This window comes from Flavobacterium davisii (assembly GCF_042182265.1).
Taxonomy (GTDB): Bacteria; Bacteroidota; Bacteroidia; order Flavobacteriales; family Flavobacteriaceae; genus Flavobacterium; species Flavobacterium davisii.
In genome coordinates, this window is sequence record NZ_CP097869.1 from 149,425 (window position 1) to 174,671 (window position 25,247).

Annotated in this window: 18 protein-coding genes; 5 read left to right on the forward strand and 13 right to left on the reverse strand. The window is 31.6% G+C overall.

Annotated features, from left to right (window positions below):
* Positions 1-36: 36 nt before the first annotated feature.
* A complete protein-coding gene (locus NAB20_RS00585) occupies positions 37-1,017 on the reverse strand; it encodes a M23 family metallopeptidase (RefSeq protein ID WP_105196092.1) in 981 nt (326 codons plus the stop codon).
* 293 nt (positions 1,018-1,310) lie between these two features.
* On the opposite strand from NAB20_RS00585, the gene alaS reads away from it, so the two are divergent.
* Positions 1,311-3,947: an alanine--tRNA ligase gene (gene alaS / locus NAB20_RS00590; protein WP_375605335.1), complete on the forward strand. Its 2,637-nt coding sequence runs from the start codon at positions 1,311-1,313 to the stop codon at positions 3,945-3,947.
* 154 nt (positions 3,948-4,101) lie between these two features.
* Here the strand turns inward: alaS and NAB20_RS00595 are convergent, their stop codons facing one another.
* Positions 4,102-5,202: a hypothetical protein gene (locus tag NAB20_RS00595; protein ID WP_088389972.1), complete on the reverse strand. Its 1,101-nt coding sequence runs from the start codon at positions 5,200-5,202 to the stop codon at positions 4,102-4,104.
* A 161-nt stretch (positions 5,203-5,363) separates the two neighbouring features.
* Here NAB20_RS00595 and NAB20_RS00600 point away from each other — a divergent pair, with 161 nt between their 5' ends.
* From NAB20_RS00600 to NAB20_RS00610, 3 genes are all read left to right on the forward strand, one after another.
* On the forward strand, positions 5,364-6,212 hold the full coding sequence (locus NAB20_RS00600; protein ID WP_127823788.1) for a glycosyltransferase family 2 protein: 849 nt from the start codon (positions 5,364-5,366) through the stop codon (positions 6,210-6,212).
* Positions 6,213-6,327: 115 nt separating this feature from the next.
* Positions 6,328-7,077, forward strand: a complete 750-nt coding sequence (locus NAB20_RS00605; RefSeq protein WP_060383002.1) for an ABC transporter permease — start codon at positions 6,328-6,330, stop codon at positions 7,075-7,077.
* Positions 7,078-7,079: 2 nt separating this feature from the next.
* Positions 7,080-7,847, forward strand: a complete 768-nt coding sequence (locus NAB20_RS00610; protein WP_105196089.1) for an ABC transporter ATP-binding protein — start codon at positions 7,080-7,082, stop codon at positions 7,845-7,847.
* A 198-nt stretch (positions 7,848-8,045) separates the two neighbouring features.
* Here the strand turns inward: NAB20_RS00610 and NAB20_RS00615 are convergent, their stop codons facing one another.
* The 11 genes from NAB20_RS00615 to porU form a co-directional block, all read right to left on the reverse strand.
* Complete coding sequence (locus NAB20_RS00615) at positions 8,046-9,050, reverse strand: sphingomyelin phosphodiesterase (protein WP_105196088.1); 1,005 nt, start codon at positions 9,048-9,050, stop codon at positions 8,046-8,048.
* A gap of 427 nt (positions 9,051-9,477) precedes the next feature.
* The gene (locus NAB20_RS00620) at positions 9,478-10,536 is read right to left on the reverse strand and encodes a mannose-1-phosphate guanylyltransferase (RefSeq protein ID WP_088389967.1); all 1,059 of its coding nucleotides are present in this window, start codon (positions 10,534-10,536) and stop codon (positions 9,478-9,480) included.
* Between the two features lie 41 nt (positions 10,537-10,577).
* Positions 10,578-11,177 carry a SprT-like domain-containing protein gene (locus NAB20_RS00625; RefSeq protein WP_105196087.1) on the reverse strand — a complete coding sequence of 200 codons (600 nt, stop codon included), beginning with the start codon at positions 11,175-11,177 and terminating at the stop codon, positions 10,578-10,580.
* A 331-nt stretch (positions 11,178-11,508) separates the two neighbouring features.
* Positions 11,509-12,192: an SDR family oxidoreductase gene (locus tag NAB20_RS00630; RefSeq protein WP_105196086.1), complete on the reverse strand. Its 684-nt coding sequence runs from the start codon at positions 12,190-12,192 to the stop codon at positions 11,509-11,511.
* Positions 12,182-13,123: a M20/M25/M40 family metallo-hydrolase gene (locus NAB20_RS00635; RefSeq protein ID WP_375605336.1), complete on the reverse strand. Its 942-nt coding sequence runs from the start codon at positions 13,121-13,123 to the stop codon at positions 12,182-12,184. The genes NAB20_RS00630 and NAB20_RS00635 overlap by 11 nt, the downstream gene beginning before the upstream one ends.
* A gap of 13 nt (positions 13,124-13,136) precedes the next feature.
* Positions 13,137-14,732, reverse strand: coding sequence for a S41 family peptidase (locus NAB20_RS00640; protein WP_105196084.1), 1,596 nt, complete (start codon positions 14,730-14,732; stop codon positions 13,137-13,139).
* Positions 14,733-14,882: 150 nt separating this feature from the next.
* The gene (locus NAB20_RS00645; protein WP_375605337.1) at positions 14,883-16,514 is read right to left on the reverse strand and encodes a 2-oxo acid dehydrogenase subunit E2; all 1,632 of its coding nucleotides are present in this window, start codon (positions 16,512-16,514) and stop codon (positions 14,883-14,885) included.
* Positions 16,515-16,520: 6 nt separating this feature from the next.
* A complete protein-coding gene (gene pdhA, locus NAB20_RS00650; RefSeq protein WP_105196082.1) occupies positions 16,521-17,519 on the reverse strand; it encodes a pyruvate dehydrogenase (acetyl-transferring) E1 component subunit alpha in 999 nt (332 codons plus the stop codon).
* 153 nt (positions 17,520-17,672) lie between these two features.
* Positions 17,673-18,155 carry a cytidine deaminase gene (gene cdd / locus NAB20_RS00655; RefSeq protein ID WP_105196141.1) on the reverse strand — a complete coding sequence of 161 codons (483 nt, stop codon included), beginning with the start codon at positions 18,153-18,155 and terminating at the stop codon, positions 17,673-17,675.
* A gap of 75 nt (positions 18,156-18,230) precedes the next feature.
* Positions 18,231-19,421 (reverse strand): type IX secretion system outer membrane channel protein PorV, encoded by a 1,191-nt coding sequence (gene porV / locus NAB20_RS00660; protein WP_105196081.1) that lies wholly within the window; start codon positions 19,419-19,421, stop codon positions 18,231-18,233.
* A 38-nt stretch (positions 19,422-19,459) separates the two neighbouring features.
* Positions 19,460-23,281, reverse strand: a complete 3,822-nt coding sequence (gene porU / locus NAB20_RS00665; RefSeq protein ID WP_375605338.1) for a type IX secretion system sortase PorU — start codon at positions 23,279-23,281, stop codon at positions 19,460-19,462.
* Between the two features lie 198 nt (positions 23,282-23,479).
* Between porU and gldJ the strand changes: the two genes are divergently transcribed.
* The gene (gene gldJ, locus NAB20_RS00670) at positions 23,480-25,216 is read left to right on the forward strand and encodes a gliding motility lipoprotein GldJ (protein ID WP_127823794.1); all 1,737 of its coding nucleotides are present in this window, start codon (positions 23,480-23,482) and stop codon (positions 25,214-25,216) included.
* Positions 25,217-25,247 lie beyond the last annotated feature (31 nt).

A 25,247-nucleotide genomic window follows, 5' to 3' on the forward strand; every position in this document is an offset into this window, starting at 1 on the left:
TGTGTGGGCATTTCCCCTTTAAACATAAAACAAAATTTAGTCAAATGATTGATTTTCTTGTGTTGCCATTTTAGCAATAGCAGTATATTCCACAGCCGAAATATTTCCGTAATAAAAATTTATAGGATTTACTACACTTCCATTTTTATGTACTTCGTAATGTAAATGAGGTGCCTGACTACGTCCTGTACTTCCTACAAACCCGATGATATCTCCTCGTTTTACTCTTCTACCTAGTCTACAATTATAACGACTCAAATGCGCATATATAGTTTCATATCCAAATCCGTGATTAATTACGATATGATTACCAAAACCAGAGGCTCCTGCATCGGCTCTACGTACCACTCCATCGCCAGTTGCAAAGACAGGAGTTCCAGTTGGAGCCGTAAAATCCATTCCTTTGTGCATTTTTCTTGCTTTGGTAAACGGATCACTTCTATAACCGAAACCTGATGCCATTCTTTTTAACTGCTCATTCTTTACAGGTTGTATGGCAGGAATAGATCCTAAAAACCTATCTTTTGATTTGGCCAAAGATAAAATTTTATCTAATGATTTTGATTGACCTACCAAGCTCTTTGAAAGTCCTGAAAGTCGAGTTTCAGTACTCACTATTAGCTGCTCATTATTCATAGCAAGCAAATTCTTAAAACGTGCTTTGGATACAATTTTTTTATCCTCACTAGTTTCACCAGGACTTGCCATATTAAAATAAACTTTGTATATATTGTTATCCCTTTCTTCAATACTTGCCAGGACTTCATTAAGCTGGTCTATCTTTTTGTTTAGGATAACATAATTTAATTTTAAATTTTCTAATTCTCTCGCCTGCATCTTATCTTTAGGCGTACTAAAATAACCTAAATCAGATATTAAAAAGAAAAATAAAAAGCCAAAAAGTACAGAAGCTAATAAAAACAATATTCCAACTCCTACTTTGCGCCCTTTCTTTGGTTTTATTTTTCTGTAAGCCAGACTCTCTGTGTCATAGTAATACTTAACTTTTTTCGACATAATTTTAATTAAAAATCCTATTTTTGCACTCGTTATGACAAAGTAACAATTATTATACGAATAATCTGGAAAAAATGTTTCAAAAATTAATGATATTATGCCCATTTTGACATCCTATTATTTTATTATTTCAGATCATTCATCTCGCTGCTGTTAGTCGTTTTCTTTCGAAACCTTCACTATAACTCCATCGAGACTGTAAAGTATGATGAAAATTTTAAATATATTTTTTAGTTTATCTGAGTAAGGAAAACCTTAAGCTTTTAAGCTTTAAACTTTTAAACAAAAGATTAATGAAATCACAAGACATTCGCAAAGCGTATTTAGATTTTTTCAAAAGCAAAGATCACTTAATTGTGCCTTCTGCACCTATCGTATTAAAAGATGATCCTACCTTAATGTTTAACAATTCAGGTATGGCACAGTTTAAAGAATTTTTCTTAGGTAACGGAACACCTAAAAGTTCACGTATAGCCGATACTCAAAAATGTCTTCGTGTTTCAGGAAAACACAATGATCTAGAAGATGTAGGTTTTGACACTTATCATCATACTATGTTTGAAATGTTAGGAAACTGGTCTTTTGGCGATTATTTCAAAAAAGAGGCTTTAGCTTGGGCTTGGGAGTTTTTAACAGAAGTGCTAAAATTAGACAAAGATCGTTTATACGTTTCCGTTTTTGAGGGAAATCCTTCTGAAAATGTCCCTTTTGATCAAGAAGCTTTTGATATTTGGAAACAATATGTTTCGGAAGACCGAATTATTTTAGGAAATAAAAAAGATAATTTTTGGGAAATGGGCGATCAGGGTCCTTGCGGTCCTTGTTCTGAAATTCATATCGACTTACGTTCTGACGAAGAAAGAACTAAAGTTTCGGGTAGAAGTTTAGTAAATGATGATCATCCACAAGTCGTAGAGATTTGGAACAATGTATTTATGGAGTTTAACCGCAAAGCAGATGGCTCTTTAGAAAAACTACCTGCACAGCACGTAGATACAGGTATGGGATTCGAGCGTTTGTGTATGGCCATGCAAGGAGTAACTTCTAATTATGATACCGATGTATTTACACCACTTATTGAAAAAGTAACAGAAATTACAAAATCAAAATACACCAATAATGAAATAAAAGATCTTACAGAGGAGCAAAATAGAATCAATATTGCTATTCGCGTAATTGTAGATCACGTTCGCGCTGTTGCCTTTGCTATTGCAGATGGTCAGTTACCTTCCAATACTGGGGCGGGTTATGTTATTCGTCGTATTTTACGCCGTGCTATTCGTTATGGTTTTACATTCTTAAATAAAAAGGAACCCTTTATTAATGAATTGGTAGCCGTTTTAGCAAATCAAATGGGTGAATTTTTCCCTGAAATCAAAGCGCAACAAAATCTTGTAACTCAAGTAATTCGTGAAGAAGAAGCTTCTTTTTTACGCACACTAGAACAAGGTCTACAATTATTAGAAAAAGTAGTAGCTGAAACTACTGGAACGGAAGTAAGAGGAGAAAAAGTATTTGAATTATATGATACGTTTGGATTTCCTAAAGACTTAACAGCTCTAATCCTAAAAGAAAAAGGATACTCTTATAATGAAGCTGAATTTGATGTGGAATTAGAAAAACAAAAGAAGCGTTCACGTGCTGCTTCAGAAGTATCTACAGAAGATTGGAAGATATTAATTGATGGCAATGTCGAAACTTTTGTAGGCTATGATCAGACTGAAAATGAGGTAAAAATCACACGTATTCGCAAGGTTGATTCTAAAAAAGATGGTGTTTTATATCAAATTGTTTTAAACAATACCCCTTTTTATCCAGAAGGTGGTGGACAAGTGGGAGACAAGGGATTTTTAATTTCAGCTAACGAAACAATTGAAATTATTGACACAAAAAAAGAAAATAATTTAATTTTACATTTTACAAAACGCTTACCTGAAAATATAAATGCTACGTTTCAAGCAAAAGTAAACACAGAATTGCGTAATTTATGCGCTAGTAATCATTCCGCAACACACCTATTACACCAGGCATTACGTAGTATCTTAGGCACACACGTAGAGCAAAAAGGTTCATTAGTAGCTCCTAGTTACTTACGTTTTGACTTTTCTCATTTTTCTAAAGTAACAGACGAAGAACTAAAACAAGTAGAAGATTTTGTAAACACCCGTATTCAAGAACAATTACCTTTAATAGAAAGAAGAAATATTCCTTTTGCTCAGGCTCTTGAAGAAGGTGCTATGGCCTTGTTTGGTGAAAAATATGGCGATAATGTACGTGCTATTAAATTTGGCAATAGCATGGAGTTATGTGGTGGTATTCACGTAAAAAACACAGCTGACATTTGGCATTTCAAAATTGTTTCAGAAGGAGCCGTTGCAGCAGGTATACGTCGTATTGAAGCAATTACCAACAATGCTGTAAAAGATTTCTTTACTAAACAAGAAAATCTTATTGTAGAAGTAAAAGAAGTTTTAAAAAACCCACAGGACATCATAAAATCAGTGGTTTCTTTACAAGATGAAAACGCTAAGCTGAAAAAACAAATTGAGCAATTATTAAAAGAAAAAACAAAGAATCTAAAAGAGGAATTAACTTCTCAATTGCAGTCTATTAACGAAATTGATTTTTTGGCTACACAAGTAGATCTAGATGCTAATGGGGCTAAAGATTTAGCGTATGAGCTAGGACAAAATAAAAACAATTTATTTCTAGTTTTAGCGACTATAAACGAAGAAAAACCAATGTTAACTTGTTATATTTCGAAAGATTTAGCAGAAACTAAAGGTTTAAATGCAGGCAACGTTGTTCGAGAATTAGGTAAATACATCCAAGGTGGTGGTGGTGGACAAGCTTTCTTTGCTACTGCAGGGGGCAAAAATCCAGCAGGAATAAAAGAGGCTTTAGAAAAAGCACTTGATTTTTTAAAATAATCAGCAAACGGCATCCATTTTAAACGTTCTGATTTAACATTGGGTTTGTTGTTGTTGCGGTAACAATGGAGTAAATCACATTACCATATTATGTGATTTACTCTATTTATTTTTAAAGGATTTGAATCACACTCTTCAAGCATTTCATTATCTCTTACAAATTCAACAAAATCCCTTCAAGATCTTGAACAACGTGTTCTTTTTTGTATCGAATGACTATTTTTTCTAATTCATGGTAAGCTAAATGCAACTTATCCAATGTTAGATTTTGCAGCAATTCTAGCAGTTCTGATTCACTTTTGTAAAGCAAATTTATCCAATCCATTTTAGGATAACTTTCTGGAAATACGCCTATTTTTCCATTATAAATACAATCCGCTTCAGCCCCGCTTACTTTGGTTTCTCCGTATATTTCATCAACCCAATAAAAAGAGGTCGCTTCCTTAATAGGACAAAGTAATAAATGTGCTTTTGAAATAACTTGGCTATACTCTTCCCAAGGAATAAATTGATGATAATGTGTTATTGAAATATTGTCATCGGAATTCTTTTTTAAAGACTCTAATTGTTTTAAAACCATTTTATTTTCAGGTTTTCCTAAAAAAATAAAATGTAGCTTGGTTTGGGGTTTTAGTTTTTGAATTACGCTAAAAACCATATCCACATCTTTACGTTTATTAGACACATTACCTGGCATGACAATTTGAATGACATCCTCTTTTGGAATTTCAAATTGATTGCAATAATTCATCTGAATTAGTTCTATTTTATCTAAAAATACGCTTTGTTTTTCTATGTTTTTTAAGACTGAACTAGCAATCACACCTAGTTTACTAGCTTTAACAATTACTTTTCTTTTAGATGCCACTTTTTCTTTACAATACAATTTTAAAAAGTAAGCTCCTTTTTCCTTCTCTTTAAAGATATTTAGCCAGGATATTTTCTTAAAAAAAAGACTAAAATTAAGGTTATGGATTAGACATAAAACGGATTTTTTTTCAAAAAGTGTTTTGTAGTCATCATAATTTCGATGTATGGTATTAACCACGACGCCGTCATAATTAGAAAAATCTGTTTTAGAAACAGAATTAATAATCGTTAAATATTGCCTTGGAATAGCACTTAGTTTATCAAAAACTTTTTGACTGACAAAAAAATGAAAATTTACACGGGGCATTTCGGCAACTAATAAATACCACTGCTCTAGCAATGCTGAGTGGGTTTCCATTTCTATAAAGGCTATTTTCTTTTTCAAATTTACAATACTGTTTGATACAAAGTTTATCACAAAATTACACAAAGTAAAAAATACTTAACATACTTTGTTTTCATATAAAAAACATTATAACTAAAAGTCCCAAAAAGTTGTTCATATTTAGCGCAAAAATAAAGATATTTGCATACTATTTATAAAAAATGGAATATTACATTGTCATACCTGCTCATAACGAGGAAAAGTTCATAGGTTTAACCTTAGAATCACTTGTTAATCAAACTGTACTACCTAAGAAAGCGGTAATTGTTAACGATAATTCTACCGATAGAACAGCTGAAATTGTTTCATCTTACATTCAAAAACATCCTTGGATTTCTTTAATTGAGAAGAAATCAGATGCTATTCACTTGCCAGGAAGTAAAGTAATTCAGGCTTTCCAATCGGGCTTAAATACACTTGACGACGAATATGACATCATGGTTAAGGGGGATTCTGATTTGATTTTCCCTTCTAATTATTTTGAAGCAATTCTTAACCATTTTAAAGAAGATCCTAAAGTAGGTATGGCAGGTGGTTTTGCTTATATCGAAAAAAATGGTAATTGGGTTTTAGAAAATCTGACAGATAAGGATCATATTCGCGGTGCTTTTAAAGCTTATAGAAAAGAAACTTTTAAACAAATAGGGGGATTAAGACCTGCTATGGGTTGGGATACTGTAGATGAATTACTCTGCCAATTTTATAATTGGAAAGTCATAACCAATTCTTCTTTGCATGTTAAGCATTTAAAACCTACAGGAGCTAATTATAACCAAGCATCACGTTACAAACAGGGAGAAGCTTTTTACTCATTGGGTTATGGTTTTTTAATAACAGCTATCGCTTCTTTTAAATTAGCTATACGCAAAGGCAAACCATTATTATTCATTGATTATATTAAAGGTTTTTGGAAGGCCAAAATAGAAAGAAAGGAAATGCTCGTAACACCTGAACAAGCTGACTTTGTAAGAGCTTATAGATGGAAAAAAATGAAAGAAAAACTTTTTTAATCATTAAGTAAATAGTAATTACGTATCGTTCTCTAAAAGAATGATTAAAAAATAGTATTTTTACCCTTTCGTTTACTTAACTAAATTCTAAAAACTGTAAACTGAATACTACTTTATGATGTTAGTAAGATATTTATCTCAAATAGGAAGATACTTCTTAATGCTACGAGAAATCTTCAAGAAACCTACCAAATGGTCGGTTATGGAAAATTTAATTTTTAAAGAAATAGATGATTTAATATTTGATTCTTTAGGAATTGTATCCTTTATTTCTTTTTTCGTAGGAGGAGTGGTTTCTATTCAAACAGCTTTAAACCTTACCAATCCATTAATCCCTAAATATTTAATTGGTTTTGCTACTAGACAATCTGTAATTCTTGAATTTGCCCCTACTTTTATTTCCATTATTATGGCAGGAAAAATGGGTTCTTTCATTACTTCTAGTATTGGAACTATGCGCGTTACAGAACAAATTGATGCGTTAGAAGTAATGGGTGTTAACTCTTTAAATTATTTAGTTTTCCCCAAATTAATAGCATTACTACTATATCCTTTTGTTATTGGATTGAGTATGTTTTTAGGAATATTTGGAGGATGGCTTGCCGCAGTATATGGAGGATTTGCCACAGCAGACGAATTTATGTCAGGATTACAAGCTGAATTTATATCTTTTCATGTCGTATATGCTTTTATAAAAACATTTGTTTTTGCTTTTTTACTTGCTACTATTCCTTCTTTTCATGGTTATTATATGAAAGGCGGAGCTCTTGAAGTTGGTAAAGCCAGTACCGTTTCATTTGTTTGGACTTCTGTAGTCATCATCTTATGTAATTATATTTTAACTCAACTTCTTTTAACGAACTAATCATGATAGAAGTCCACAATATTAAAAAATCATTTGGTGATCAAATGGTCTTAAAAGGAATCAGTACCACTCTAGAGGCTGGTAAAACAAACTTAATCATCGGTCAATCTGGATCTGGAAAAACCGTATTTCTTAAATCCCTTTTAGGAATTCATAAAGTAGATAGTGGGACTATTTCTTTTGACGGTCGTATCTATGAAGAAATGAGCGATAATGATCGACGTGATTTACGTACTGAAATAGGAATGGTTTTCCAAGGAAGTGCTTTATTTGATTCGATGACTGTAGAAGAAAATATAGGTTTTCCTCTTAAAATGTTTTCTAATAAAACAAAAAAAGAAATCAAGGAACGTGTCGATTTTGTAATAGATCGGGTAAAGCTTATCAATGCGCATCATAAAAAACCGAGTGAAATATCAGGAGGTATGCAAAAACGTGTAGCAATTGCTCGTGCTATTGTAAATAATCCTAAATATCTTTTTTGTGATGAACCTAACTCAGGTCTTGATCCTAAAACTGCTATTGTTATAGATAATCTTATTCAGGAAATTACTAAAGAATATAATATTACGACTGTCATCAACACCCACGATATGAACTCCGTAATGGAAATAGGCGATAAAATTGTTTTTCTTAAAAATGGTTTGAAGGCTTGGGAAGGAGATAAATCTCAGATTTTTAAAACGGATAACGAAGCTGTCACTGATTTTGTTTATTCTTCTGAATTATTTAAAAAGGTTAGAGAAGCTGTATTAAAAGAAGAAATGTAAAAAATATAAGAAGGTATCCAAAAGTAAGGAATCAACATTTAATCTGTAATTATAGAACCAAAAACAATCGGAATCATATTTATATAATTTCATTTGCTTGTTTCTAATTAGATTCTTTCTTTGATTATTGAAAGAGACAAAATAAAAGATTGCTGATTTTTAGGATACCTTCTTTCTTTAAACACACATCATAAATAATTAATACGTAAACACAAATTTTGCATATACGGGGTCATGATCTGAAATATCACCACCAAAATATTGAGCCATCAAACGATTTGTTGGTGTTATATATTCGGGTAGTTTATGATTTTTATCGAGTAATATATAGTCCAATGTATTATTATAATCTTTAAATCCCTGGTATTTTACTATTGTATTTTGATTAGAATAAGTCCCTCTATCTATAAGTGGATTAAAAAGGTAATTATTTACCCCATTTAAGATGGTTTTCATCTTTTGATATTCATCCGTTAGAGTATATTCTACATTCATATCTCCTGCATAAATAACAGGTTCTGTACGAGGAATCGAAAACGTTTCTTTAAAGGTTTTCATTTCGTTAAATTGTTTTTCACGAGTTAATCTACCAGGAAAACCAGGTTGTTCAGAAGCTGTATGAGTTCCCATTACATGATATTTTTTTCCATTCTTTTGAATAACAACATAAGCAACTCCTCTATTCGTTAAACCTTCTGGCGAATTTATTCTATTTTTGAATATCATTTGATATTTTTTCAAAATAGGATATTTACTCAAAATAATAATTCCTCCATTAATATGAAATAAAGTATTCCCACAATCACCATAATACCCATCCCAATCATTAGGATATAAGGATGTTCCTTTTCCGCTTGTGCAATAAAGTCCTAACAAAGAACTCATATAAGGATAAATAGTTTTTACTTTAGCTAGAAATTCATCACCAAAACGCGCATTAAATCCTTCTTCTATAACTAACACATCAGGTGTTTCTGTTCCTAAATTTGAAATATATTTTTGTAATTCAATAGCTCTTTCTTTACTCTTGTATTGTGTCATAACATTGGGTAATTGGTAAACATTATAACTCATGACTGAAAAGGTTTCAGAAGAGTCCGTTAGTCTTTTTGTCGAATTTTTGTTATTTTCTAATAACAAAACATTTTCATCTGAGCAAGATCCGATAAGCAGTAAGCCTAATAGAAGTAATAGTTTTTTCATCTTTTAATTTTTGAACAAAACTATAGGCAATAGATTAGGAAACTCTTAATTTAAAATTATCTATTATTATCTAAATTTTTAAATAATTTACTTCAATATTAACTCAATAACAACATTTTAAGAGAATGTAAATTATTTTTCAGGAAAAAATGGAGTTTATTATTTCAATGAAATAATAGTAGTGGTTTAAGGAATTACTTTATCTCTAAATCCAACAAATAATGGCAATTAAGTTGGAGGAAATAGCACCCAATCTGGGTTTATCGAATAAAGCATTTAAAAGTAGCTGTCTAAAAAAATAATACTATTCCTATTTTTATTTAATCCTTTTACTTTTTTTAAAAAAGGAAAGAAAAGTATTTTCAGAATAAATAGATGACAAATTGTATACTTTTTCAGACAGTTTTTATATTTGATATACTTAGGGTTATGATGATAAATTGGCTACTACCGTTTTTATATCTTGTTCCTTATTTTTAGGATATATTAATAGCACGTCTTCTTTATCTACTACGATATAATCTTTTAATCCATCTATTACAACTAATTTTTTTCCTTCTGTTCGGATAATATTATTATTTGCGTTTTCTAAATATACCGTAGCGTTTACTACTGCATTATCTTGTTCATCTTTAGGCAATTTATCATATAATGATCCCCAGGTTCCTAAATCATTCCAATCAAAAGTAGCGGGCAATACAAATACGTTTTGCGCTTTTTCTAAAATAGCATAGTCTACAGAAATATTTTGAGCTAATGGATAATTATCTAAAATAAAAGCGGCTTCTTTTTCGGTATTATACATTTCATACCCTTTTATAAAATGTTCATACATTGCGGGTTGAAATTCTTGAAAAGCTTTTAAAACACTTTTTACACTCCAAACAAAAATTCCTGCATTCCATAAAAAGTTTCTACTTTGTATAAACTTACGAGCTGTTGCATAATCAGGTTTTTCTCTAAATTGTTTTACTTTTTTTATGGGTCTTGAATCTAACTTATCATACTCAATATAGCCATAACCTGTATTAGGAAATGTAGGTAAGATACCTAAAGTCATTAAATTTTCATCACGTTCACAAAAATCAAAAGCATGTTGTAGGTTAGCACAAAACTGTACTTCATCCTCAATCCAATGATCAGATGGTGCCACCACAACTACTGCATTGGGATTTGCTTTTTTTATTTTAAGAGTAGCGTATAAAATACAAGGTGCCGTATTGCGCATTGCTGGTTCTAACACAACTTGTTCCTGTTTAACTCCTGGTAATTGTTCTAAAACTATCTCATTGTAACTTTCATTTGTTAATATTAAAATATTTTCTTTTGGTATGAGTTGTGAAAGTCTTGAAAATGTTTTTTGAATAAGCGTTTCTCCAGTACCCAACATATCATGAAATTGTTTAGGAAACTGTACGGTAGACACAGGCCAAAAACGAGAGCCAACTCCACCAGCCATTATAATTGCGTAATAATTTTTGTTCATAGGTTTAAAAGTAACAAAGTGCAAAGTTACAAAGATTAAAATTAATTTGGTAACAACTCTATTTCTGCATTGGGATTAAACAAATAGGTTTTTCCTGTACTTAGTTCTAAACATTCAAAACGTTTTGTACGAAGGGCTATTTTTTTAAAAATCCTTCCGTTATGAATTCTAAAAACACTTCCAAAAGGAATTTCAAAAATATAATGTTTATCATTTTCTGGATCAAATTGTTTTAGTGCTAAAGCTAAGGTTGCATCGGTATCGCTACTTGCTTTTGGATTACGAAAATGTCGAGCTACTAGCGATAATAATGTAGATGGAAATATTTCAGGACGAATAAATGGGATCATCAATCTTTGAAAAGTATGTTTCCATTCTTCGCCATGTGGTTTTATATTTCGTCCATATTTTTCAAATGCTACTAAGTGTGCGATTTCATGAATGAGTGTAATTAAAAAACGGTATTCATTTTGTGAATAATTAACGGTTATGACATGTCTTCCGTTTCCTTCTCTTCGATAATCGCCATGACGAGTTACACGTTCATTTACAATTTTTAAATGTACGCGATTTGTCTTGATTAACTCAAAACACATAGAAACGGCTTTTTCTGGAAGGTATTTTAAGAGAATATCTTGCATTTTATCACCCTTTGTTTTCTAAATTTAAAGCGTTTTTATATTAAAATAGAAATCTTTTATATTCTTTCTTTGATTTCTTAATGCTTTCCTTATCCAATTAATACTGTCCTTATCTTTTATACAAGTTTCGAAATTTATTAATCAGATCGGTACTTTTTAATCTATCGTCAAAATTTGTCTTTTCATTTTATTCGTTTTTTTAAGCATCTCTCATTTTCATTTTATCCTTTTTATTGTAAAGAGGATTAAAAGAATCTGTTATCTTATTCAAATAATAGAAACCCTTTTACGTCTATTTTAATGGAATTATTTTCATACTACAATTTATTTTTTAAGGTGTTGTTGAAGAAACTTGTAATACTTTCCCGTTGTAATATTTATTGCCTGTTAGTGCAAAATCAAAAATATAATTTGCCATTTCTGATGCTGTTATGGGTGCCTGATAACCTGGAAATGCTTCTTGTAGCATTTCGGTTTGTACTGCTCCTAGGGCAAGGACATTAAAAGCAATACCTTTTTCTTTATATTCTTCTGCCAGTAGTTCTGATAATGTGATGACAGCTCCTTTACTCGAGCTATAAGCTGATAGCCCTGCGAATTTCATACTTCCTTGTATACCTCCCATTGAACTTATGGTTACCACATGACTTCCTTTTTGCAAATATGGAATACAAATACGGGTTAATGCTGCTATACCAAAAACATTTACTTTGTAAATATTTTCAAATTCAGCAGACGTAATTTCCTCAAAAGGTTTATGCAAAAAGCTTCCTGCATTATGAATTATAACATCTACTTGTTTCCATGATGATTCTAAAAATTCCCCTACTTGTTTCAAATCATTCTCGACAGCTAGATCTATAGCTAAACAGGTTATGTTTTGATTTTGAAGTAAAGCTTGTGGTATTTTGCGAGAAATAGCTAATACTTGATGGCCTGCATTGGCAAATTCCAATGCTAATTCATAACCTATTCCTCTAGAAGTTCCTGTAATTATAATATTTTTATTTTTCATCTAACTTAATTTCTTTTGTTGTTGCATTTATCATTTTTTCAAGTACAACTTTACTCTTTCCTATTACTTTTTGAAGATGTTGCATGTCTATTTTTTCAAATTCATCTTTTACATGATGATAAAAATTATAGTTTTCAAAATCAAAAGTAGAGATTGTATGAGCAGGAATGTGATATTCTTCATAAAAAGGATAATTATCTGAAGCTTTAAAAAGTTGATACCTGCTTTCAACGGGGAGATAACCTACCCATTTTTCTCCTGCATACTCATTCATTTTTTTAGCCATGTTTGATTTTGTTATACCGGTCATATAAACCAACATATCTTTTTGATTCATCGGAACCCCTATCATTTCAAAATTAAACATAAAATAAATATCTATCCCTGCATTTTTCATTTTCTTAGCTAAGTGACGTGATCCTAACAATCCTTTTTCTTCGGCTGTAAACAAAGCAAAAATAATAGAGCGTTTATTCGTTTTTTTTTCTGAAAAATATTTCATTAGCTCTAATACGGCTACGGTTCCTACAGCATTATCATTAGCTCCATTAGCTATACTATCTTCTTCTACTTTTGTTGCATTACCTATATGGTCGTAATGGGCACCGATAACTATATATTCTTCTTTTAAAATAGGATCTTTACCTTCAATAATACCTACTATGTTATAAGCTGGCTTATAATAATCTGATAATTTATCTCGATATGTTTTATAAAAGGGCTTTATATCATTTTCTTTGAATTGATTTTCTAAAAAAACCATAACCTTTTCCATTTCTGGAGTTCCTGGTTCACGTCCTTTATTTTCATCTGAGGTTAAAAACTGTAATGCTTTCTCAATTCTTTCATTTTTTTGTTGTTTTGTTTCTTGAGCATTCAGTTTTATTAAAAAACCAATTAAATATATCCCTACTAGTTTATATATATTCATAGTATCTGTTATTTTAATTTTTCCCTTCTTTTTCTATAATCCATTGTAATTCAGAATCTATTTTTTTTTCATAATCTTCTTTTTTTGAAGTTATCGTAATTTCAGGCATTACCCCTCTTCCTTTTATAGCTGATTTTTTTACCACACCTATTTCCATCATTCCTACTCTAAATTTTAGTTTAGAATGAGGTAAAGTTAATACAGGTAATGTACCTGCTACTGTACTATTAAAAGCGCCTCCTGTTTCTTCTCCTACAAAAATGCCTCTATTTATATTTTGTAAATTAGCAGCTAGAACACTTGACGCAGAGAAACTTCCTCCATTTATTAACACATATAATTTTCCTTGGTAATTCGAATCTCTCGGTTGTAATCTATTTGTTAATTTTGATTTTTGATAAAAAAAACCTGTGGGTGATTTTTTTATCGAAAATAAATTTTTGATTGTATAGGGAATGATTATGGGGGCTAAGGAAATGAGAATTCCTTTTGGAACATTACGAAACATATTAGTTACTAAACTGGTTCTATTCGTTACTTTTAATGTATCAACAAAATTGACAAAGTCGGGACTAATATACGTAAATAAATTTTTAATTTCTTCAATACTCCCTCCTCCATTGTTTCGTAAATCGAGTACTAGAGTTGTTACCTTTTTATTATCAATTTCTTTAAAAAGAAGAGAATATGCTTTAGCTTGTTTTCCTCCCACAAATTTTTTTATGCGTAATACTGCCAATGATGAATCTTTTATAGGATAAAGCAATTGTCTTGTAAATTCCTTTTTGATTTCATCATATCCAAAAATATTTTTTTTGTTTTTTAATTCTTTTTCTTTTAATAACTGATTTTTATTTTTTGTTTTACAAATCTTTTTATCTGAATCTTTAGTTTTCTTTACCGTTTCTTTTTTAAAACCTTTTGTTAAAGCTATTCGTGTTAAAACTTTTGTATAAAGACTGTCTTTATACAAGAAATTTACTTGTATACTATCTTTTAATGTTTTTTCTAATTTAAAATAATGAACTATTTTATTTGCAAAAGCGCTATTATAATAAGTTTGATTATACCCATCCGATGCATCTGTTCCTTTATATTTAGCAAATAAAAACGAAGGTGTTATTCCTTGAATATCTTTTACAACGGTACCGACTTTTATACTTGTGTCTTTTGAATGATTTTGGGCAATAATTAATTCATTATCTATATAACTAAAAGTAAATAAAGACAATGGATAAGTACCTTTCTTTTTTAATTCTTTTAACTCATTATGTGTAAATTGTTTTTGTAAAGGCTGTATAGTTGTATGGCCTTGTCTAACACTTGCCACCACTTTACTAATTCCAAAATAAAATTCATTTGGTTTTAAGGGGGTTTTAATAGATTTTTTTAAACTATCGAATTTGAACTTTAAATATTTTTCTGTAATATACAGATCCAAAGAAGGATGTAGTTTAAACAATTTTCTTTGTACAAAATCTATGTCTTCGTGTAATTTTTTTACAGATATAGGCGTTTCTATATGTTGATTTGATTTATATACAGATTGACAATTTTGAAATAGTATCAAAATAGAACTTAATACTAGAATTTTTGTTTTTTCTATCATTTATACAGAGTATTTCTTTATAACATGTAATGAGGTTATATGAGACAATCACTAATTCCTCTACATTTTTTGGCATTATTTGACGTTACAAAATAAAAAAATCCCGAATGTTTTTCAACTTTCGGGACTTAATTATTGTCATTTTATTTTTTATGCTAACATGGTTACTGGATTTTCCATATAGGCTTTGAAAGTTTGTAGAAACTGAGCACCTGTAGCTCCATCTACTGTTCTATGGTCGCATGCCAAAGTAACTGTCATTGTATTACCTACTACAATTTGCCCGTTCTTAACAACTGGCTTTTGAACGATAGCGCCAACAGATAAAATAGCGGAATTAGGCTGATTAATTATTGATGTAAAAGACTGAATACCAAACATTCCTAGGTTTGAAATTGTAAAGGTACTTCCTTCCATTTCGTTTGGTTGTATTTTTTTTATTTTAGCTCTTCCTGCCATATCTTTTACTGATGTACCTATCTGTGATAGAGTCATTTGATCAGCAAATTTTAATACAGGAACTACTAATCCATCCTCTACCGCAACTGCAACACCAATATTTACATGGTGATTTAAAATCATCGCCTCTTCTTTCCATTGTGAATTTACTTGAGGGTGTTTCTTTAATGCCATTGCAGAGGCTTTTATTACCATATCATTAAAAGAAACTTTTGTGTTAGGTAAATTATTAATCATAGATCTAGAAGTCATTGCATTATCCATATCTAACTCAATGGTTAGATAATAATGGGGTGCAGTAAATTTAGATTCTGCTAAACGTTTTGCAATAACTTTACGCATTTGCGAGTTTTTCACTTCTTCTTGATAGACTTCACCTGCTGGTATGAAAGGTTGTACAGCAGCTACGGTTGTTGTTGCTTCAACTACTGGATCAGAAATAATACTTGTTATACTTGTATTTACTACAGCTGGATTATATCCTTCTACGTCTGCTTTAGTAATGCGTCCATTTTCACCTGTTCCTCTTACAGCAGCCAGATTGATTCCTTTTTCTTGTGCCATTTTTTTAGCTAAAGGAGAAGCAAAAATTCTGCCTGTATTAGTTAACACTTCTGTTTGAGGATTTGAAGCAGTTTCTACTTTTGATTCTGTAATTTTTTCTAGTTTAGGTTCTTCTGTAGTACCTCCTCCAGTTGAAAAATTAGCTAAAATACCTGAAATATCGGTACCTGCTGGACCTAAGATTGCTAGAATACTATCTACGGGAGCTGAACCACCTGTTTGAACTCCTATATATAATAAAGTACCAGAATTAAATGATTCAAATTCCATAGTAGCTTTATCTGTCTCAATTTCAGCTAAAATGTCACCTTCTTTGATTGTATCTCCAATATTTTTTAACCAAGCAGCCACAGTACCTGTTGTCATAGTATCACTCAAACGAGGCATCGTAACTACTTTTACTCCTGCTGGCATTTCAGAAGACGCTGTAGAATTGACTACAGGCATTTCTACTTGATTTTCTTTAACTGGTTCTTCTTTTTTTGGAGTACTTCCATTTAATAAAGTGGAAATATCTTCACCTTCTTGACCAATAATTGCTAATAATGAATCTACAGGAGCTGTTTGGCCTACTTCAATTCCTATATGCAACAATACCCCTGAATTAAAAGACTCAAATTCCATTGTGGCTTTATCGGTTTCAATTTCAGCTAATATATCTCCTTCTTTTATTTTATCTCCCACTTTTTTAAGCCATGTTGCTACAGTTCCTTCGGTCATGGTATCGCTCAAACGAGGCATGGTAACTACTATTGCCATAATCTTTTATAATTTATGAGGTAAAAATGGATAATTTTCTTGTTCGTACACTACATCATATAATTGTTCAACTGTAGGAAATGGTGAATCTTCTGCAAATTTTTCACACTCCGCTACCAAGTCTACTACACGTTGATCTATCATTTCTATTTCTGCATCTGTAGCGTATCCTTCTGCTTTAATTATATCTAAAACTTGAATAATCGGATCTATTTTTTTGTATTCTTCTACTTCTTCTTTTGTTCTGTATAATTGAGCATCTGACATAGAGTGTCCTCTATAACGGTATGTTTTCATTTCTAAGAAAGTAGGTCCATCTCCACGACGTGCTCTATCGATAGCTTCGTGCATAGCTTCTGCTACTTTTACAGGATTCATACCATCCACAGGTCCACAAGGCATTTCATATCCTAAACCTAATTTCCATATATCGGTATGATTAGCGGTTCTTTCTACAGAGGTTCCCATAGCGTATCCATTGTTTTCGACAATAAATACTACTGGCAATTTCCAATTCATTGCCATATTGAAGGCTTCGTGTAAAGATCCCTGACGCGCTGCACCATCGCCAAAATAAGTCAATGTAACCCCATCACGACCAAAATATTTATCCGCAAAAGCAATACCAGCACCTACTGGAATTTGAGCTCCTACAATACCATGTCCTCCATAAAAACCATGTTCTTTATCAAAGATATGCATTGACCCCCCCATTCCTTTAGATGTTCCTGTTACTTTTCCTAATAACTCGGCCATTACTCTACGAGGATCGGTTCCCATACCTATCGGCTGTACGTGATTACGATATGCTGTAATCATTTTATCTTTAGACAAGTCCATAGCATGCAAAGCACCAGCTAATACTGCTTCTTGTCCGTTATATAAATGCAAAAATCCTCTAACTTTTTGTTGAATATACAAGGCTGCAAGTTTATCTTCAAACTTTCTCCAGAACTGCATGTCTTCGTACCACTTAAGGTAGACTTCTTTTGTGATTGGTTTCATATCTAGCTTCTATTTACTTTATTTATTATACCTATATAAATAAAGTCTATTTTTTTTCTAATTAATATACAAAAATGAGTTAAACTCAAATTAATGCACTGCAAAAGTATAACTTTCCTAGTAAGTAGTAAAATTTAATGAATAATTTTTAAATCATAAGAATTTTTTATCAAATGTAAGAGGTAAGAGATTTTCTATAGAATCTGATTTATACACCTCTCCAGTTTCACCCATAAAATAAATTTCTATAGATTCATCTTGTTTGTACTCATATTCAAAAATAGATTGCCTACAAGCTCCGCAAGGAGGGATCGGTTTATCTGTAACTGACATAGTAGACCCCGCAGTAATTGCTATCTTTAATATTTTGGCTTTTGGATATTGAGCTCCTGCGTAAAAAATAGCGACTCTCTCTGCACACAATCCTGAAGGGTACGCTGCATTTTCTTGATTAGAACCTGTTACAATCTGCCCATTATCTAACAAAAGAGCTGCTCCAACATTAAATTTAGAATAAGGAGCATACGCCTGTATTCGAGCTTCAATGGCTTTTTGCATTAATGTTTTCACTTCCTCCGATAACTCAGCTACTGAATCATAAATACTCAGTTTTGTATCAATTTTAATTTCTCTCATCATAAATGTTAAGGGGAAAAAAAATCCAAATCTCATTTTACTGAAATTTGGATTCATAATTAATAATTTATTTTTTTAATATTGATCGTAATTATCACCAAAATTAATGGTTAATGAAAAACGTAACGTATTTTCTAGTGGATTTTTAACTTTAGACATTGAAAATAGATATGAAACATCTACCTTTAAAGAAGAATATTTAAATCCGGCTCCTATGGTTGCAAACTTCCTTGCTCCTTTTACAGCACTTTCGTTAAAATAACCTCCTCTGAATGCAAACGAATCTTGATACCAATATTCTAATCCTGCTGCCCAAGTAGTTTCTTTTAATTCCTCACTAAAACCTCCTGGAGCATCACCAAAAGATTTAAACATACCAGCAACCCAACCTGTATTATTATATTGTGTAATAGCATCTCTATAATCTTTTTGTTCTGAAGGATCTAAAATTCCGTTACCATTGCTATCAATAGCTGTTTTAGGCGTAGGTACTAATAACTTATTAAATTCTAAAGTAGTAGTTAACTTATTATAATCATCAAAAATAAAATCAAATCCTCCTCCTAAACGTAAATTAGCTGGCAAAAAGTTAGAACTACGTTCTACATCAGAATCATACGAAATTTTAGGCCCCATATTTTGAAGATTAAAACCGCCTCTCCATCTACCATTAAAATTACTGTATGCTATTTCAGATGATTCATAATAACCTGCTACATCTACTGCAAAAGTTTGAGCCGATTTAGCATCATTTGTACTTGTAGGAATTCTTAAATTAGAACGAATATATCGACCAGCAACACCCATTGAAAAACGATCACTCAATTGTAAAGAGTAAGATCCGTCTAATGCTAATTCATTTGGGTTAACACTCCCTGTTTGAACTCCTGTTTCATTTCTTAGTTCAATTTGACCTAAACCAAAATATCGAAATCCAACTCCAAAAGCACTTCTTTCATTAAATCTATTAAAATAAGTAAGCTGTCCTAAGGACATATCATTTACTAATTCGGTTAAATAAGGTGTATAACTTACAGAGACTCCTTGCTTTTTTAACGAAAAAGCATACTTAGCAGGATTATATTGCTGTGAAAAAGCATCAGGCGAAGTTGCTACCCCCATATCTCCCATAGATGCGGCTCTTGCATCCGCAGCTATTTGTAAAAATGGCACTGCTGTTGTTATAACTCTATTATCGTTCTGAAACTGAGCAAAGGCACTTACTCCTGTAAAAATCCCGATTATTATTAAACTAAATTTCTTCATTGGATTAAATAAAATGTTTACAAATATAATTTCTTTTCTCAAAGAATCACTAATTTTTCTATTTTTTCCGCTTTTTTATTTGACAAAATTGACTTAACACTCAATCTGTACAGATAAACTCCTTTCCCTATTTTATCGCCAAAATCATCTCTCCCATCCCAAACCAAATCTCTTGATAAAAATCCCGTTGTAGAAACTGTTTGATTTTTAGTCCAAACAATCCTACCTGTTATAGTCATTACCTGAATCTGAATTTCTAAAGGCTCAAAAGGGCGGTTATGAGTAAACCAGAACTCTGTGTAATTAACAAATGGATTAGGATAATTCAAAACATTGGTCAGAACTAGTTCAGAGTCATCTATCACGACAAATTTCAAATCAGAACTTACCATATTATTATAAACATCCCAAGCCTTAACTGTCAGGGTATGTATACCTGAAGATAACTTTGAAAACTGATAATTTACTATTCCTTTTGTATAATCATCTTTTGCTGAATTATAAAAATCATTTAATATGATTGGTTTAGTTTCATCCCCGTCTAAATAAGCTACTATATCGTGACCTATACCTCCTGCTGTATTAATTCCATTTTCATCTTGTAATTCTACAATTAATATTGGTTTTTGATTTACAACACTTCCTGCAACAAACGTTTTATCATTAATGTATAACTGCATTTTAGGAGGGGTTTTATCTTCTGGTGCGTTTTGGTTTACGCCTCCAATTTTCAAGTTCAAATCATAACCTCCTTTATCTTGGTTCTTTGTATCTTCTGCAACATAAAAACTCATTTTTCCATTTCCAATTGGAATTGCAATATCTTTAGGAACCACAAAAGTAAATTGAAATTTACCTTCTTTAACATTAGCATTTCCTCTAAAAATAGTTTCTCCTAAGGCTTTAAAAGACATTTTAGGTAAAACTCCATCATTTGCTAAAGTTGTTTTATCTATAAATTTATCAAAAATACTTACAAACAATTCACCGTTAAAATCATTTTTTAACTGTCCTTTATCATCTTGTATTTCTCCTGAAATTTTTATTTTTGAGAGGGCAGATAAACTTCCTGTGTAATCAGCAATTGGTTGATCATTTATATGTGTCATAACCACCTTAGGTTCAGGTATAGCTAACTTCATTGCTGGATCTCCAATAAATGAAATAACATGATTACCTATATTTAATGATTCTTGTTTTGCCAAACGTACAGCCTCTGCAATCGATACTTTTCCTTTATCTGAATACCCAAATAAATACGGTGCAATTAGTAAATTATATTGTTCTCCTATAAATTGATAAATCAATCTCGATGTAGAAATTAAAGCTACTGGTCCTCCGTATGGATTCTGAAAAGCAAGCTCTCCTCCTGTATCTCTTAAAGGGTTATCATATCGAGTAAACTCACAAGTTACCGTCATAAATAAAGGGAATTTATAAGGATTTGTTAAATTTTTTATATCTGCCAATTCAAATAAACGCTCACTTGCCAAACCACTTTCACCACCATGCCCTATATACACCATAGCTAATGCTCCTTGTGAAAAAGAATTTAAAAACGCCTCTTTTGCCTTAGGATATTTTTGTCCTCCAGAAGTAATAATTTGCTCATAAGCGTCTGTGAAAATTTTTTTTGCATTAAAAGAAGGACGATTATACAATATTGTATCCGCCATATTATTTAAATTAACCTGCAAAGTCGCATCAGAATCCTTATCTACATCATCTGATAAAAAAACTAAATTATTTCGCCATTTACCTAGTGATTTTTTATCATGATATTGAATTATTTTATCAACCATTTGCTGAGCTTGTAATATATCTTTTGCTAGAATTCTCCCTACAGCAATATCACATCCCTCTACTCCTGTCATACGTCCTTCAGCGGGATCCAACATACCAAAAAACTCATCTGACACAAAGGAATCTGCTAAAGTAAAACTTCCTAACGATTGTAAATTAGGCACCAAGTTTGTGTTATTTTTTATTCTATCCTTATAATCAAAGGAAGCATCTCCAAAAAGACATAAATAACTTATTTTTTTTCCGTTTGGTGCCGTTTCATATAAGTACCTCACCAAATTACGAATAGCTCCTATATCTTGTTTTCCTGTTGAAAATTCATTATAAATAGCATCCAAGGTTACAACCTTTACATTTAATTTTGAATAATTCCTATGAAAATCAGCTAAACGATCAGCCTGAGACTTTAAAATCTTAGGAGTTACAATCAGATAATCAAGAGGTTTAACTTGATTATTTTCATCTAAAAAAAGAGTTCCTTTCAAATCTTGATTAAAGACATTAACGCTTTCATCTACTTTAGGATCATAATAATCATTAGGATCTACTAACCAATATTCGTGTACTTTACTATCTATAGGACTCAAAAAAGAAAAATCATTTTCAGGACCTTTATTAATTTTGGAAACAGAATTAACCGTGGTCACATCCCAAATTTCAGTAACTGTTCCTATATTTTTAAGATTGTATTGACCTATTAATGGATTGTTTTCAATTCTATTAACCCTAAAGCCAAATTGTTTACCATAACCTATTAGATTAGATTTAGCTCTAACAGTTAAAAAATCTAAATAAGATTTTGCAGAAGGCACACCATTATTATTATAAGACAAAGTAACGGATATAGTATTAGAAGCATTTTCTTTGTAATTAGATTCAAACGTTCCCTCTTGTCCTTTTACTGTATTTAAATCTGAAATCCCTAAAAAATTAACAGCCCTTTGATTAATTCCATTTACCGTTACATTTATAGTAGAAGGCTTAGAACTTATTGCTACTGAACTAAATTCAACAATAACATTATCTCCCAAAACAATATTCGGAACTCTAAAATCAAAAGTATAACTCGGTTTTAAATGTAGTTCTTCGCCAAACCAACGTCTTCCAAACTCCCCCACATTATATTTATCAACTTCATGATAAGTATAAAAATCATATTTGTCAAAAATTAAATGAGGAGAACCAGTAGGCTGAATCTTTGTTTCAATTCTTTTCCCTCTATCCCCTCCAGTCGTAATATAATAGTAAGCCTTGTCTGCATATAAATTATTATGCGTCATATTTTCCTCACTCCATTTATCCATCCCTATAGCATAAAACAAAATGTAATCAGAATCATCAAAAACACCATCTTCTTCACCTATTATTTGAATTGCATTTTCTTGTAAATCCAAATTAGAGTTTTCAGAATTTAACAAAGGAATCATGGCACCTCCATTACCATAAATTTTCAGATTACGAGGATCTCCCTTGACATCAACACCTAATCGAGATAAAAAAGACTTTGTTATTTTATATACTCCTGATTTTTCAATATAAAATTTTTTCCAAAGGCCGCTTTGTAAAACGGAATTTTGTAAATTCACAAGACTCGATCTAGCAAGCAATTTTCTAGTTATACCTTCCTTAAAGGTATAGGCAAAAGATATAACTTTTTTATAAACATTCCCTTCTTTATAAATAGGATTAAAACTTAAGACGACCGAAGATTCGTCTCTAAAAACAACATTTCTTATTTTAAAATTTACATTTTCATTAATTTTATTTCGATCCAAAACACCTAACATCGATTCTTCTACTTCTTCTGTTATTAAATCATAACAAATTAAGGATTCTTCTTCTGAAAAAGTATTTTCAGCAATTTTTTTAGAAAACAACAAACTATTCTCTTCAAAACTAAAAACCAGTCCCTCTCGTTGAAAATTAGGAATTGCAACTATTCTTGTTTCATCATACCTTAAAGGCTTTGCAGTCCAACTCAATTCAATATTTCCTGATGACTGAGCATTTAAAAAAAAACAAAATAAAAAACTAAAAAAAACAAAATACCACTTCATACAACTGTAAAACGAAAATTACTTTACCATATTATCGGTAAAAATAAACTTTAATGAACAATAAACTACATTTTAATTCGTTAAACATATATTATTTATCAAATAATTTTGTACCAAAAAAATATTTTAACAACTCTTATTGCTAATTACCCGTTAATTATTATATTGCATCACTTTAAATAATTACCTACTGAAAGTATGAAAGTAAACAAAACGATGACAGTAAGAGCACTTTTATCTGCTATGGTGCTTTTAAGTTTTACTACCAGTTGTAGTAAAAAGTCTAGTACTAAAGACACTTCAGCTGCAACAGGCTGGAAAATTAATGATCCTAATGGAGGTTTCCAGTACAACTCGAATTTCACAAAACAAGAAACAGGTCCTGGTCTGGTTTTAGTTGAAGGAGGAACGTTTACGATGGGAAAAATTCAAGATGATGTTATGCATGATTGGAATAATACGCCTTCCCAGCAACACGTCCAGTCTTTTTATATGGATGAAACCGAAGTAACGAACATAATGTACATGGAGTACCTAGACTGGATTAAAAGAGTCTTCCCTCCAACAGAAGAAAATTATAAGCACATATATAATGGTGCATTACCTGACACTTTAGTATGGAGAAATCGTTTAGGCTATAACGAAACAATGACCAATAACTATTTGCGTCATCCTGCTTATTCTCAGTACCCTGTGGTTGGTGTTAACTGGTTACAAGCTACTGATTTCGCAAAATGGAGAACCAACCGTGTAAACGAAGCTCTTTTGGAGAGAGAAGGATACATGAAAAAAGGGGCTAAACTGGTAGACACTGATGCTAACAACAGCTTTGACACAGAGGCTTATCTAGTATCACCTTCTACTTCCTTTGGAGGAAATGAAGAAATTATCCTTCAAAAGCAACGTGGTAGATCGAGTTCCAAATCAGCTAAAAAAGCGAAAAAAGATGCAGCTGCTACTAGCGACGCAACTGCTAGTACAGATGGTCCTAAAAATGTATATGCTCAAAAAACTTCTGGTTTATTATTACCCGAATACAGACTTCCTACAGAATCTGAATGGGAATATGCAGCAGCCTCAGATGTAGGTACTCGTGAATACAACACTTATAGAGGACAAAAAAAATACCCTTGGAAAGGTCAGTACACCCGTTCTGGTAACCGCGTGACACGTGGAGATCAATTAGCTAATTTCAAACAAGGAAAAGGAGATTATGGAGGAATTGCAGGCTGGTCAGATGACAATGCAGATATTACAGCCCCTGTAAAATCCTACAAACCTAATGATTTCGGTCTTTATGACATGGCAGGTAACGTAGCTGAGTGGGTACAAGACGTTTACCGTCCTATAGTAGATGACGAAGCAAATGATTTCAACTATTTCCGTGGAAACGTTTATACAAAAAACCAAATAGACAAAGAAGGAAAAATTGTTTTCATAACTTCTGAAACGATAAAATATGACACATTAAGTAATGGTAAAGTAATCGCTAGAAGTAGACCAGGAGAAATTGCTCAAGTTCCAGTAGATGAAAACGAAACATACTTAAGACAAAACTTCTCAAGAAGTAACAATATAGGTTTTAAAGATGGTGACAAACAATCATCTCGTTTTTTCAACTTAAATGATGATTCAGGAGAAGACCTAAAGGATAAAAAAAGAATGTACAACTCTCCTATCCACAAAGTATCGCCTGACAGTACAGGTAAAATTGGTCGCAAATTTGATAAATCCGACAAAAGAACTACATTAGTAGGAGACAATGTAAGAGTTTACAAAGGAGGTTCTTGGAAAGATAGAGCTTATTGGTTAGATCCAGCCTCAAGAAGATATTTAAATCAAGATTTAGCTACAGATTTCATTGGCTTTAGATGCGCAATGTCTCGTGTAGGCCCTAAATCAGATTTCAAAAAAACACCAAGAAATAGAAAATAACATACTTTCGTTCAAAATAAAATCCCGCTTT